Source organism: Pseudomonas sp. NFPP24, from assembly GCF_900112095.1.
Lineage (GTDB): Bacteria > Pseudomonadota > Gammaproteobacteria > Pseudomonadales > Pseudomonadaceae > Aquipseudomonas > Aquipseudomonas extremorientalis.
On the sequence record NZ_FOKD01000006.1, the window covers coordinates 335,127 to 346,991 of the forward strand.

Here is an 11,865-nt window from a genome sequence, read left to right on the forward strand (position 1 = left end):
CAATCGTCGAGCACCCTCATCATTGCCCCCAGCACAGCTTGCGCGACATCTCCGGCGCAGCGCCCGGGTTGGTTCGCGTGCCCGTGCCGGTCAGGCCGAAGTCACCGCAAGGATCGCCAGCCATCACCGAGTCGGTGACCGGTGTGGCCACCAGTTGGAAGTCCTGAGGGTTCAATGCAGCGGTGATTCTATAGTGATCATTGCCTGCACTGACGCCGCCTGCATCAATAAAACTGCCGTTCCTCGCATAAAAACGCTCCAGGTGCTGGGCTTGCTCGGTCAACAGCGCGACGATTTCAGCGCGATAGACTTTTTTCAGATAGCCGGTGTATCCGGGGTAAGCAATCCCGGCCAGAACCGCAATGATCATCACGGCAATCAGTAACTCGATCAGGGTAAAACCCTGGCTGTCCATGCCCATTCCACTACTCCTTATTGAAGTTGTCGCCACGCCACTCGCCGAAACCGCGAGCCACCCTCCTCTTCTACCCGCGCATAGGTACTCTCCAGCACCGTGCGCAATTGCCCGTGCAGCCCGACTGCCGTCACTCGATACACCGCTGCAGGGATTTGCGCTGGCAAATGCGCGAGCCCTACCGCAGGCCCGAGGGATTGAACCCCGTATAAGCCGCCTTTCAGTGCCACCCAACTGATGCCTGAAACAGGGTCCACTCCAGGCCCGACCACCAAAAATGCCGCCTCCGGCGGTGCACAGTCGACGATCGATTGACATAACGGCAACGCTGCAAATGAACGCTGTATGGCAGATTCCCCGCGCCTCAGGCCACTCTCGGCACTTTGCAGCGACTGATTACGGTGCCAGAAACTACCGGCAATCTTTTGCTGAGTGAGCGCAGCCTGCATCGAGGACAAGCCGATCAGCGATAACAGCAGCAGCAACACCAGGCTGACCAGCAGCACCATGCCTGCCTGTCGTAGACGAAAACCTTCTGCAAGTGTCATGGCAGCCCTACCCCAGCCGGTTCCGCAGCGCCGCCACGACGGCGTAGGTTTGGTCTTTCACCCCGGCAGTCGGGTCTTGCAGCGTCATCACAATGCGCACGCTGCGTATCAAGGATTCGTCGGCCGGGCCGGCGTCGTAGCGCACCACCTCCGTTGACGCAGGCTTGGCCGACACGCCAAAACTGATATCGAACGCCTTCACGTTATCCACCAATACCGCCTTGGCGGGTGATGCAGGTGTACTGAATTTCAACTGCCCTGCTTCGAAGGTGTAGGTAACTTGGCGTAACGCAAAACGGATTTGCCCGGGTGCCGATGCCGGGGCGCTTCCAGCGTAGGCCTGGGCGCTGCCAGTGCAATCGGACAACACAGTCCAGTCAGGCGTGCCGCTCCCAACGGCGACATCCGCGGTCACCAGCGTCAGCGAGGTTGACCCACCTCCGACACGCCAAGCGACAGGCCGGTCAAAAGCGGGCGGGGCGTTGTCGATAAACGCTGTCGCCAGACAGCCGAACATGCCCGCCTGACGGATATCCTGGAGCAGCTTGCCCAGCACAAACCGCGCATCATCCTGCATCAACAAAGCGGCCTGCTGGCTGGCGTTGGTGGCCCTGGTGTTGATTGCCACCTGGCTGGCCCAGAGCACCAGTACCAACCCCATCGCCAAGGCGAGCAGCAACTCCATCAGGCTGAAACCTCGAACAAGACACCTCATTGCGCCACTCCCGGTTCATCGCGGATGCGACTGGTCAGGGTGAAGGTTTCCCGGGCGCCCGGCCTGCCAGTTCCTCGACTGTCGTCCCAACTGATGCTGACCGTCACTTCGTCGCCACCGATCGACACCGAGCCTTTGGCGCTCTCCCCGGCAAAACCGCGAATGTTGGCCTCGAAATCATGCAAGTCCAGGTCGCGCACACTGGCGGCAACGTTGCTGGCCAAGGCACGCTCGGTACGCCCCCACGTGTAGTCGGCACCGGAATTGGCACGGATCCGGTCGAGCATATCGTAGGCAATGAAACTGGCCTGGCTGATCATCCTGGAACTGTCGGTGTACTTGAGCGCATTGAGCTGGATCACCGCCGCGCCAAGCAGGCCGATGGTGAGAATCGACACTGCGACCAGCACTTCGATCAGTGTCGTACCGGCTTGGTCGCGGGATAAGGCATTGGGCAAAAAGGGGTTCGTACAGGCAAGCATTACCGTCGTCATCCGTGTCGAGGTCCAAAAAAAGAGCAGTTAAAACCTGCTGTGCGGCCCAAGACTAGCGCCGGTTTTTCACCTGCGCTGCAACCGGAACAAAGGGAAATACTTTGGACATGAAGGCCATCATCCGCCCCCCAGACGGGACGCTATACCTAGGACTGCACCCAAATCCACGGAGGGATGGCCCATGCAACAACGAGGTTTCACCTTGATCGAACTGCTGCTCGGGCTGATCCTGAGCGGCATCCTGGCCAACATGGCGCTGCCCAGCTTCAAGAGCCTGCTGGAATCACAGCAGCGACAGAGCGCGGCACATGCCTTGGCGCAAGGCCTGCGATATGCACGCACCGAAGCCATCGCACGCAACCGGGCGGTGGTTATTTACGCATTGAAGGACAATTGGGGCCTGGGGTGGCGGGTCATCGTGGACATCAGCGGGCGCGGCCCCCAGGACGATGACAACCCGGTGCTGCTGGAGCGCCAGGCCAGTGGGCAAGTGCTGATCGTGGGCAATGGGCCGCTCAAGACCCAGGTGCGCTTCAGCGGGCTGGGTGAACCCATCTTTTCAGGAGGAGGCTTCCGTGCCGGCACCGTGCATGTGTGTGCCACGGACCAGGCGCAGAGCCTGCATCAGGTAGTGCTGGCGCCCAGCGGGCGTATCAGCCTGCGCAGCGAGCGTGCCGAGCAGGCATTGTGCCGGAGTTGATCCGGCACACCGGGTCGTCACAGCAGCGAGCGAACCCGCAGCTCCTTGGGCATGGAGAACGTAATGTTTTCTTCGCGGCCAGCCAGTTCATCGGCACCGGTGGCGCCCCAGGCGTGCAACTGCTGGATAACGCCGCGCACCAGCACTTCCGGAGCGGAAGCACCCGCCGTGATGCCAATGCGCTCGACGCCATCGAACCAACTGCGCTGCATATCTTCGGCACCGTCGATCAGGTACGCCGGTGTTGCCATGCGCTCAGCCAACTCACGCAGGCGGTTGGAGTTGGAACTGTTGGGGCTGCCGACGACCAGGACCACATCACATTCGTCTGCCAGTTGCTTGACCGCGTCCTGGCGGTTCTGGGTGGCGTAGCAGATGTCGTCCTTGCGCGGGCCGCCAATGGCCGGGAAGCGACTGCGCAGCGCGTCGATCACGCGACTGGTATCGTCCATGGACAGGGTGGTCTGGGTCACGAATGCCAGGCGCTCGGGGTTCTGTACCTGCAGGTTGGCGACATCCTTTTCGTCTTCCACCAGGTAAATGGAGCCGCCATTGCTGGCATCGTACTGCCCCATGGTGCCTTCGACTTCCGGGTGGCCGGCGTGGCCGATCAGGATGCACTCGCGACCGTCACGGCTGTAGCGCGCGACTTCGATGTGCACCTTGGTGACCAGTGGGCAGGTAGCATCGAAAACTTTCAGGCCGCGGCCTGCCGCTTCGGTACGCACCGCCTGGGAAACACCATGGGCGCTGAAGATGACGATCACATCGTCTGGCACCTGGTCGAGCTCTTCGACAAAGATGGCGCCACGTGCACGCAGGTCTTCGACCACGAATTTGTTGTGGACGACTTCATGACGCACGTAAATCGGCGGCCCGAAGACTTCCAGGGCGCGGTTGACGATTTCGATCGCCCGGTCCACACCGGCGCAGAAGCCACGGGGGTTGGCGAGTTTGATTTGCATGCTGTGCCTCGTGTCTTGCCCTGTAGGAGCGAGCTTGCTCGCGAAGAGCGTTAACGGCGTCGCGTCCATTCTGGTTAAACGCAGCGCCTTCGGGTCTTTCGCGAGCAAGCTCGATCCTACAGTAGGCCAGAGTCGTCAGTTAGAGCGCTTTAACGTCGATGATTTCAACGTCAAAGGTCAAGGTTTTACCGGCCAACGGATGGTTGAAGTCGATGGTCACTTGCGCGTCATCAAAAGCTTTCACCACACCCGGCAGTTCGGTATTGGCCGCATCGTTGAAAATCACCAGCAGGCCTTCCGACAGGTCCATGTCCTGGAACTGCGAACGCGGGATGATCTGCACGTTTTGCGGGTTGGGCTGGCCAAAGGCGTTTTCCGGCTGGATCTGCAGGGTGCGCTTGTCGCCGGCCTTGAAGCCGAACAGGGCCGCTTCGAAACCCGGCAGCAGGTTGCCGTCGCCGACCTTGAAGGTGGCCGGGGCTTTGTCGAACGTGCTGTCGACCGTGTCGCCATTCTCCAGGCGCAGTGCAAAATGCAAAGTGACTTCCGTGTTCTGGCCGATGCGTTGCTCAGCCAATACCTGATCAGTCATTGACGGTCTCTCCGGTTTTCTTGCTTTTGAACATATCCAGCGCCAGCATGATTGCACCGACGGTGATGGCGCTGTCGGCGAAGTTGAACGCCGGGAAGTAATGGCGGTTCTGCCAATGCACCAGGATGAAGTCGATCACATGGCCCAGGGCAATGCGGTCATACAGGTTGCCGAGCGCGCCGCCCAACACCAGGGCCAGGGCGATGGCCAGCCAGGTGTCATCGCGACCCAGGCGCTTGAGCCACACCACCAGCACCGCACTGACCACCACGGCGATCAGGGCAAACAGCCAGCGCTGCCAGCCACCGCTGTCAGCCAGGAAGCTGAAGGCGGCGCCGGTGTTGTAGGCCAGGGTCCAGCTGAAGTAATCCGGGATCACCACGATTTGCTGGAACATCTGCAGGGAGCCTTCGAAATGAGCCTTGCTGACCTGGTCGATGACCAGGACCAGCACACTCAGTACGAGCCAGCCCAGACGTCCGAAACGACTGGCGTTAGGCATAGTGGCGAACCTCGCCAGCGCCCGAGATGTTGTCGACGCAACGACCGCAGATTTCCGGGTGCTCAGGGTTCACGCCAACATCCTCACGGCAGTGCCAGCAACGGGCGCATTTAGGGAAGGCCGACTTGACCACTTTGAGCTTGAGGCCCGGCACTTCGGTGGCAACCGCGTCCGCCGGGGCCTGGGCGAATGGCGCCAGGCTCGCGGTTGAAGTGATCAGCACGAAGCGCAGTTCGTTGCTCAGCTTGGCCAGGTCGGCGGTGAGGCCGTCTTCGGCAAACAGGGTGACTTCGGCTTGCAGGTTGCCACCGACAGCCTTGGCCGCACGCTGTACTTCCAGCTCCTTGTTCACCGCAACCTTCACGGCCATCACGCCTTCCCAGTACTCGCGGCCCAGTTCGAAGTCAGCCGGCAGTTCGGTCAGGCCTTCGTACCAGGTATTGAGCATCACCGACTCGTTGCGTTCGCCCGGCAGGTATTCCCACAGCTCGTCGGCGGTGAACGCCAGGATCGGCGCGATCCAGCGCACCAGCGCTTCGCTGATGTGATACAGCGCGGTCTGCGCCGAACGGCGCGCCTTGCTGTTGGCGCCGGTGGTGTACTGGCGGTCCTTGATGATGTCGAGGTAGAAACCACCCAACTCCTGCACGCAGAAGTTGTGGATCTTCGAGTAGACGTTCCAGAAACGGTATTCGCCGTAGTTTTCCTGCAACTCGCGCTGCAGCAACAGGGTACGGTCCACCGCCCAACGGTCGAGGGCGAGCATGTCTTCGGCCGCCAGGAGGTCGGTGGCCGGGTTGAAACCGGTCAGGTTCGACAACAGGAAGCGCGCGGTATTACGGATACGACGGTAGGCATCGGCGCTGCGAGCCAGGATCTGGTCCGACACGGCGATCTCGCCCGAATAGTCGGTCGACGCGACCCACAGACGCATGATGTCGGCGCCCAGGGTGTCGTTGATCTTTTTCGGCTCGATCACGTTCTTCAGCGACTTGGACATCTTGCGGCCCGTCTCGTCGACGGTGAAACCGTGGGTCAGCAGTTCGCGGTACGGCGCATGGTTGTCGATGGCGCAACCGGTCAGCAACGACGAGTGGAACCAGCCGCGGTGTTGGTCCGAACCTTCCAGGTACAGGTCGGCACGCGGGCCAGTTTCGTGCCCCATCGGGTGCGAGCCGCGCAGCACATGCCAGTGAGTGGTGCCCGAGTCGAACCACACGTCGAGGGTGTCGCTGATCTTGTCGTACTGCGGCGCTTCATCGCCCAGCAGTTCGGCGGCGTCCAGCTTGAACCAGGCTTCGATGCCTTCCTGTTCAACGCGCTGGGCCACTTGCTCCATCAACTCGACGGTGCGTGGGTGCAGCTCGCCGCTTTCCTTGTTCAGGAAGAACGGGATCGGCACGCCCCAGTTACGCTGGCGCGAGATACACCAGTCAGGGCGGTTGGCGATCATCGAGTGCAGGCGCGCCTGGCCCCAGGCCGGGACGAACTTGGTGTCTTCGATGGCCTTGAGCGAGCGGACACGCAGGGTGTCGCCATTGGTCGGCTCTTTGTCCATGCCGATGAACCACTGCGCGGTGGCGCGGTAGATCAGCGGGGTCTTGTGCCGCCAGCAGTGCATATAGCTGTGCTTGATGGTTTCGGTGTGCAGCAGCGAGCCGACTTCCGACAGTTTTTCGATGATCGAATCGTTGGCCTTGAAGATGAACTGGCCGCCGAAGAACTCCAGCGACGGTGCGTACACGCCGTTGCTCTGCACCGGGTTCAGGATGTCATCGTTGACCATGCCGTAGGCTTTGCAGGTCACGAAGTCGTCCACGCCATAAGCGGGCGCGGAGTGAACGATGCCAGTGCCGGCGCCCAGTTCAACGTAGTCCGCCAGGTAAACTGGAGACAGACGGTCATAGAACGGGTGACGGAAATTGATCAGTTCCAACGCGGAGCCGGTGGTGGTGGCGATGACCGACCCTTGCAGCTCGTAGCGGGCCAGGCAGGCTTCGACCATTTCTTCGGCCAGCACCAGCAGGCGGTCACCGACGTCCACCAGGGCGTAGGTGAATTCCGGGTGCACGTTCAGCGCCTGGTTGGCCGGGATGGTCCACGGGGTGGTGGTCCAGATCACGATGGCAGCCGGCTTGCCCAGGCTTGCCAGGCCGAAGGCCTCGGCCAGCTTGGCGTCGTCGGCGACCGGGAAGGCCACGTCGATAGTCGAGGACTTCTTGTCTTCGTACTCGACTTCCGCTTCGGCCAGGGCCGAGCCGCAGTCAAAGCACCAGTTCACGGGCTTGAGGCCCTTGAACACGAAACCGCCCTTGACGATTTCGGCCAAGGCACGGATTTCACCGGCCTCGTTCTTGAAGTTCATGGTCTTGTAGGGGTTATCCCACTCGCCGAGCACGCCCAGGCGGATGAACTCGGACTTCTGTCCTTCGATCTGCTCGGTGGCGTAGGCACGGCACAGTTCGCGGGTCTTATCCGCGCCCAGGTTCTTGCCGTAGGTCACTTCGACTTTGTGTTCGATCGGCAGGCCGTGGCAGTCCCAACCCGGGACATAAGGCGCGTCGAAGCCCGACAGGGTTTTCGAACGCAGGATCATGTCCTTGAGAATCTTGTTCAGCGCATGACCGATGTGAATCGTGCCGTTGGCATAAGGAGGGCCGTCGTGCAGGACGAATTTCGGACGATCCTTGCCAATCTCGCGCAACTTTCCGTACAGGCCAATACTGTCCCAGCGCTGCAGGATCTGCGGTTCGCGCTGTGGCAGGCCGGCCTTCATTGGGAAGGCGGTGTCCGGAAGGTTTAGCGTGGCTTTATAGTCGGTCATTTAAGGCTCTTCGGTTAGCGATGGGCGCTAGGTGCGGCTAGTGCACGGGCGGCGGCGACATCCGCATTGATCGCCGTTTTCAACGCCTCAAGGGAGGCGAAACGCTGCTCTTCACGCAGCTTTTGGTGGAAAACCACCGTCAAACGCCGGTCATACAGATCACCGGCAAAATCCAGCAAATGTACTTCCAGGTGGGCCTTGCCATCACCTGCAACCGTGGGCCTGACGCCTATGTTGGCGACTCCCGGCCACGATTGGCCGTCGATGTCGACGCTTACCAGGTAAACCCCGGTCAGCGGCACACGACGGCGCTTGAGTTGCACGTTGGCGGTTGGCGTGCCCAGTTGGCGCGCCAGCTTCTGGCCGTGCAGGACCCGTCCGGCAATGCGGAACGGGCGACCGAGCAAACGCTCGGCCAAGGCGAAGTCGGCGGCGGCCAGTGCGTTACGCACCTGGGTACTGCTCACGCGCAGGCCGTCCAATTCGACGGTTTGCGCGGCTTCGACGGTAAAACCCTGGTTGACGCCGGCCTGTTGCAGGAAATCGAAATCCCCGACGCGGTCGCAACCGAAACGGAAGTCGTCGCCGACCTCCAGATGCTGTACGCCCAGGCCATCGACCAGGATGCGGTCGACGAACTCGGCCGCACTGAGGCTTTGCAAACGCTGGTTGAAAGCCAGGCAGAGGACGCGGTCCACGCCCTCTTCAGCCAGCAACTGCAGCTTGTCGCGCAGACGGGCCAGGCGTGCCGGCGCAGTCTCGGGCGTAAAGTATTCCCGCGGCTGCGGCTCGAAAATCACCACGCAGCTGGGCACGCCCAACTCGACCGCACGTTCGCGCAGCCGGGCCAGGATAGCCTGGTGGCCACGGTGAACACCGTCAAAGTTGCCAATAGTGGCGACGCAGCCCCGATGCTCGGGGCGCAGGTTGTGGAGACCTCGAACCAGCTGCATAACGCGCTTCTTGCTCATAAAGTGGTCGATTATAACCACACCCGGCCCCGGACGACAGGCAACTGAACAGGCCAAATGGGTCGAATCGATAAAACAACCGTTTTATCGCGGCAAACTCTCTAACCCAGGGACTTGCGATTGAAATCCCGCAATCGGAAGCCTTGCAGCAGCAACATCCCGAAGTACACCACCACACCGGCAACGACCAGCGCACCCAGGCGCAGGAAGCGCTCCAGCATATGGCCCTCATCCCAAGCGGGCATGAAGTGCATCAACCCCAGCAACACAGCCGACATCGCCCCGACCGCCACCAGCAGCTTGAGGGTGAACAGGCCCCAGCCGGCCTGTGGCTGGAACATCTGCTGCTTGCGCAACTGGTAAAACAAAAGCCCTGCGTTGATGCACGCGCCCGCACTGATGGCCAGGGCCAGGCCGGCATGGGCCAGCGGACCGATAAACACCAGGTTGAGCAGTTGCGTGACGATCAGCGTGAAAATCGCGATTTTCACTGGAGTACGGATGTTTTGCTGGGCGTAGAAGCCTGGGGCGAGCACTTTGATCACGATGATGCCGAGCAAGCCGACGGAATAGGCGACCAAGGCATGTTGCGTCATCAGTGCGTCGTGGGCATCGAATTGGCCGTATTGAAACAGTGACACAGTCAGCGGCTCAGCCAGGATCCCCAAGGCCAGTGCACACGGCAACACCAGCACGAAGCACAGGCGCAGGCCCCAATCGAGTATGCGCGAGTATTCCTGGCGGTCCTTGCTGGCGTAGGTGCGCGACAGGGTCGGTAACAAAATCGTGCCCAGGGCCACGCCGAGCACGCCGGACGGCAGCTCCATCAGGCGGTCGGCGTAGTACATCCACGACACCGAGCCCGATACCAGCAGCGAGGCGAACGCCGTGTTGATGATCAGGGAAATCTGGCTCACGGAAACACCCAGGATCGCCGGCAGCATATTGCGCATCACGCGCCATACGCCAGTGTCCTTGAGGTTCAGGCGTGGCAATACGAGCATGCCGATCTTTTTCAGGTGTGGCAGTTGGTAGAGCAGTTGCGCCAGGCCACCGGCCAATACGGCCCAGCCGAGCGCCATCACTGGCGGGTCGAAGTACGGCGTGAGAAACAGCGCGAAGATGATCATGCTGACGTTCAGCAGGGTCGGCACGAAGGCTGGCACCGAGAAGCGGTTCCAGGTATTGAGGATCGCCCCGGCCAGGGATGACAGGGAGATCAGCAATATATAAGGAAAGGTCACTCGCAGCAGATCAGTGGTGAGCGCGAATTTTTCCGGGGTATTGGCAAAACCGGGGGCCGTGGCCCAGATCACCCAGGGGGCGGCGAGCATGCCAAGGATGGTCACCAGCATCAGCACCAGGGTCAACAGGCCGCAGACGTAGGCGATGAAGGTGCGGGTGGCTTCTTCGCCTTGCTGGGTCTTGTACTCGGCCAGGATCGGCACGAATGCCTGGGAGAAAGCACCTTCAGCGAAGATCCGCCGCAGCAGGTTGGGCAATTTAAACGCAATAAAGAAGGCATCCGTGGCCATGCTGGCGCCAAAAATGCGCGCCAGCAGGGTGTCACGCACAAACCCCAGGACCCGGGAGATCATCGTGATAGAGCTGACGGCGGCCAACGATTTGAGCAGATTCATTGAAAGAGTTTGCGCCTTTAGATAAAGAGCAGGCGTACAAAGCGCCCACTTATGCGATACTGCGCGCCTGCAACAGCACAGAGCCAAAGCTCGCGAGTTTACAGGTCAAGCGCCGGAAATAAATCACCCGCCTCTTCAGATCGACCACTCAGCAGTTCGCATCAGCCGCCCTTGACAACCCATCAAGTCATCGGCATGATTCGCGGCCTATTTTGTTTGCTATTTCCTAAAAAGTCTTTCGAGGAGCTCGACGGTGGCCAACACACCTTCCGCCAAAAAACGTGCAAAACAGGCTGAGAAGCGTCGCAGCCACAACGCCAGCCTGCGTTCCATGGTTCGTACCTACATCAAGAATGTAGTTAAAGCCATCGACACCAAAGACGCTGAAAAAGCCCAAGCTGCTTACGTTCTGGCTGTGCCAGTTATCGACCGTATGGCCGATAAAGGCATCATCCACAAGAACAAGGCCGCTCGCCATAAGAGCCGCCTGAATGGCCACATCAAGGCTCTGAGCGTTGCTGCTGCAGCCTAAGTGGTAACAACTGCCACGCAGCCCCGGTTGCGAAACAGTTAAGAAATGCCCCGTACCGAAAGGTCCGGGGCATTTTTGTTGTGGGAGGTGGCAAGCCCTCTCCCACATTTTTTCAAGCGCAAAAAAACGCCCCGAACCAGTCGGGGCGTTTTTGCTACCGATTGATCAAACCATAATCAATGGTGGTGACCGCCTTCACCGTGAACGTGGCCGTGGGCCACTTCTTCCTGGGAAGCGTCGCGGATGGCAACGATCTTCACTTGGAAGTTCAGGCGCTGACCAGCCAGCGGGTGATTGCCGTCGACGGTGACGTCGTCGCCGTCCAGATCACGGATGGTGACGATCTGCATTTGGCCGTCCGGCGCGGAAGCGTGGAACTGCATGCCCACTTCCAGCTCGTCGACACCTTCGAACATGCTGCGGCTCAGGGTGCTGACCAGTTCGGCCGAGTACTCGCCGTAGGCATCTTCAGGTTCTACGGCAACGGTCAGCTCATCACCGACGCTCTTGCCTTCCAGGGCCTTTTCCAGGCCTGGGATGATGTTACCTGCGCCTTGCAGGTAGACCAGCGGCGCGCCGCCGGCTGAGCTGTCGATGACCTCACCAGCGTCGTTGGTCAGGGTATAGTCGATGGAGACAGCCTTGTTAGCGGCGATCGTCATGGGGCGAGACCTTTTGCATAAGAATGAAGAACGGACAAGTCTAAACAAGGATTTGCCCGAAAGCGAACAGAACCCGGACAGACGGGACCGATCAACGGCATCCTTCATCATCGGGTTCCACCAGGACGACGACCAGCACTGGGTTGCCGAGCTGTCCTGCGGCCACACCCAGCACCTGCGCCACCAGCCGCCGTGGCAGTCACGCGCCTGGGTACAGGACCCCGCGCAACGTATTGAAAAAATAGGCCAGCCCTTTGCCTGCGGCTGGTGTGCGCGGGAGCGCGAATAACGATAACCTTGGCGCC

The 11,865-nt window shown here is 60.5% G+C and carries 13 protein-coding genes and 1 pseudogene; 3 read left to right on the top strand and 11 right to left on the bottom strand.

The window, feature by feature from the left end:
* Positions 1-19: 19 nt before the first annotated feature.
* The 4 genes from BM026_RS15525 to pilV are packed head-to-tail and all read right to left on the bottom strand — an operon-like array spanning position 20 to position 2,160.
* The gene (locus BM026_RS15525; RefSeq protein ID WP_071491074.1) at positions 20-421 is read right to left on the bottom strand and encodes a type IV pilin protein; all 402 of its coding nucleotides are present in this window, start codon (positions 419-421) and stop codon (positions 20-22) included.
* An 11-nt stretch (positions 422-432) separates the two neighbouring features.
* Positions 433-963 (bottom strand): PilX N-terminal domain-containing pilus assembly protein, encoded by a 531-nt coding sequence (locus tag BM026_RS15530; RefSeq protein ID WP_256572930.1) that lies wholly within the window; start codon positions 961-963, stop codon positions 433-435.
* Between the two features lie 7 nt (positions 964-970).
* Complete coding sequence (locus BM026_RS15535; protein WP_093529235.1) at positions 971-1,678, bottom strand: PilW family protein; 708 nt, start codon at positions 1,676-1,678, stop codon at positions 971-973.
* Positions 1,675-2,160 carry a type IV pilus modification protein PilV gene (gene pilV, locus BM026_RS15540; RefSeq protein ID WP_092240633.1) on the bottom strand — a complete coding sequence of 162 codons (486 nt, stop codon included), beginning with the start codon at positions 2,158-2,160 and terminating at the stop codon, positions 1,675-1,677. The genes BM026_RS15535 and pilV overlap by 4 nt, the downstream gene beginning before the upstream one ends.
* A 193-nt stretch (positions 2,161-2,353) precedes the next feature.
* On the opposite strand from pilV, the pseudogene BM026_RS15545 reads away from it, so the two are divergent.
* A pseudogene (locus tag BM026_RS15545) lies at positions 2,354-2,936 on the top strand (GspH/FimT family pseudopilin).
* Here BM026_RS15545 and ispH read toward each other — a convergent pair.
* The 6 genes from ispH to murJ form a co-directional block, all read right to left on the bottom strand.
* The gene (ispH, locus tag BM026_RS15550) at positions 2,890-3,837 is read right to left on the bottom strand and encodes a 4-hydroxy-3-methylbut-2-enyl diphosphate reductase (protein ID WP_071491070.1); all 948 of its coding nucleotides are present in this window, start codon (positions 3,835-3,837) and stop codon (positions 2,890-2,892) included. The pseudogene BM026_RS15545 and the gene ispH overlap by 47 nt on opposite strands.
* Positions 3,838-3,976: 139 nt before the next feature.
* The gene (gene fkpB / locus BM026_RS15555) at positions 3,977-4,414 is read right to left on the bottom strand and encodes an FKBP-type peptidyl-prolyl cis-trans isomerase (RefSeq protein WP_170856031.1); all 438 of its coding nucleotides are present in this window, start codon (positions 4,412-4,414) and stop codon (positions 3,977-3,979) included.
* A 7-nt stretch (positions 4,415-4,421) separates the two neighbouring features.
* On the bottom strand, positions 4,422-4,931 hold the full coding sequence (gene lspA, locus BM026_RS15560; RefSeq protein ID WP_058423077.1) for a signal peptidase II: 510 nt from the start codon (positions 4,929-4,931) through the stop codon (positions 4,422-4,424).
* Positions 4,924-7,755, bottom strand: a complete 2,832-nt coding sequence (ileS, locus tag BM026_RS15565) for an isoleucine--tRNA ligase (RefSeq protein WP_092240629.1) — start codon at positions 7,753-7,755, stop codon at positions 4,924-4,926. The genes lspA and ileS overlap by 8 nt, the downstream gene beginning before the upstream one ends.
* Positions 7,756-7,769: 14 nt before the next feature.
* A complete protein-coding gene (gene ribF / locus BM026_RS15570; protein WP_034102059.1) occupies positions 7,770-8,708 on the bottom strand; it encodes a bifunctional riboflavin kinase/FAD synthetase in 939 nt (312 codons plus the stop codon).
* A gap of 119 nt (positions 8,709-8,827) precedes the next feature.
* Positions 8,828-10,366 (bottom strand): murein biosynthesis integral membrane protein MurJ, encoded by a 1,539-nt coding sequence (gene murJ, locus BM026_RS15575; RefSeq protein ID WP_092240625.1) that lies wholly within the window; start codon positions 10,364-10,366, stop codon positions 8,828-8,830.
* 253 nt (positions 10,367-10,619) lie between these two features.
* Here murJ and rpsT point away from each other — a divergent pair, with 253 nt between their 5' ends.
* A complete protein-coding gene (gene rpsT / locus BM026_RS15585) occupies positions 10,620-10,898 on the top strand; it encodes a 30S ribosomal protein S20 (protein ID WP_016976313.1) in 279 nt (92 codons plus the stop codon).
* A 176-nt stretch (positions 10,899-11,074) separates the two neighbouring features.
* On the opposite strand, the gene BM026_RS15590 is transcribed toward rpsT, so the two are convergent.
* Entirely contained in the window at positions 11,075-11,560 is a 486-nt protein-coding gene (locus tag BM026_RS15590; RefSeq protein WP_027606858.1) for an FKBP-type peptidyl-prolyl cis-trans isomerase, read from the bottom strand.
* Between BM026_RS15590 and BM026_RS15595 the strand changes: the two genes are divergently transcribed.
* On the top strand, positions 11,559-11,849 hold the full coding sequence (locus BM026_RS15595) for a DUF3565 domain-containing protein (protein WP_102591632.1): 291 nt from the start codon (positions 11,559-11,561) through the stop codon (positions 11,847-11,849). The two genes, BM026_RS15590 and BM026_RS15595, sit on opposite strands and share 2 nt — an antisense overlap.
* Positions 11,850-11,865: the final 16 nt, after the last annotated feature.

Excerpts from the sequence above, each read along its gene's own strand:
- BM026_RS15525 (WP_071491074.1), bottom strand. The coding sequence starts at position 421 with ATGGGCATGGACAGCCAGGGTTTTACCCTGATCGAGTTACTGATTGCC.
- BM026_RS15530 (WP_256572930.1), bottom strand. The coding sequence starts at position 963 with ATGACACTTGCAGAAGGTTTTCGTCTACGACAGGCAGGCATGGTGCTG.
- BM026_RS15535 (WP_093529235.1), bottom strand. The coding sequence starts at position 1,678 with ATGAGGTGTCTTGTTCGAGGTTTCAGCCTGATGGAGTTGCTGCTCGCC.
- pilV (WP_092240633.1), bottom strand. The coding sequence starts at position 2,160 with ATGCTTGCCTGTACGAACCCCTTTTTGCCCAATGCCTTATCCCGCGAC.
- ispH (WP_071491070.1), bottom strand. The coding sequence starts at position 3,837 with ATGCAAATCAAACTCGCCAACCCCCGTGGCTTCTGCGCCGGTGTGGAC.
- lspA (WP_058423077.1), bottom strand. The coding sequence starts at position 4,931 with ATGCCTAACGCCAGTCGTTTCGGACGTCTGGGCTGGCTCGTACTGAGT.
- ileS (WP_092240629.1), bottom strand. The coding sequence starts at position 7,755 with ATGACCGACTATAAAGCCACGCTAAACCTTCCGGACACCGCCTTCCCA.
- ribF (WP_034102059.1), bottom strand. The coding sequence starts at position 8,708 with ATGCAGCTGGTTCGAGGTCTCCACAACCTGCGCCCCGAGCATCGGGGC.
- murJ (WP_092240625.1), bottom strand. The coding sequence starts at position 10,366 with ATGAATCTGCTCAAATCGTTGGCCGCCGTCAGCTCTATCACGATGATC.
- BM026_RS15595 (WP_102591632.1), top strand. The coding sequence starts at position 11,559 with ATGGGGCGAGACCTTTTGCATAAGAATGAAGAACGGACAAGTCTAAAC.
- BM026_RS15590 (WP_027606858.1), bottom strand. The coding sequence starts at position 11,560 with ATGACGATCGCCGCTAACAAGGCTGTCTCCATCGACTATACCCTGACC.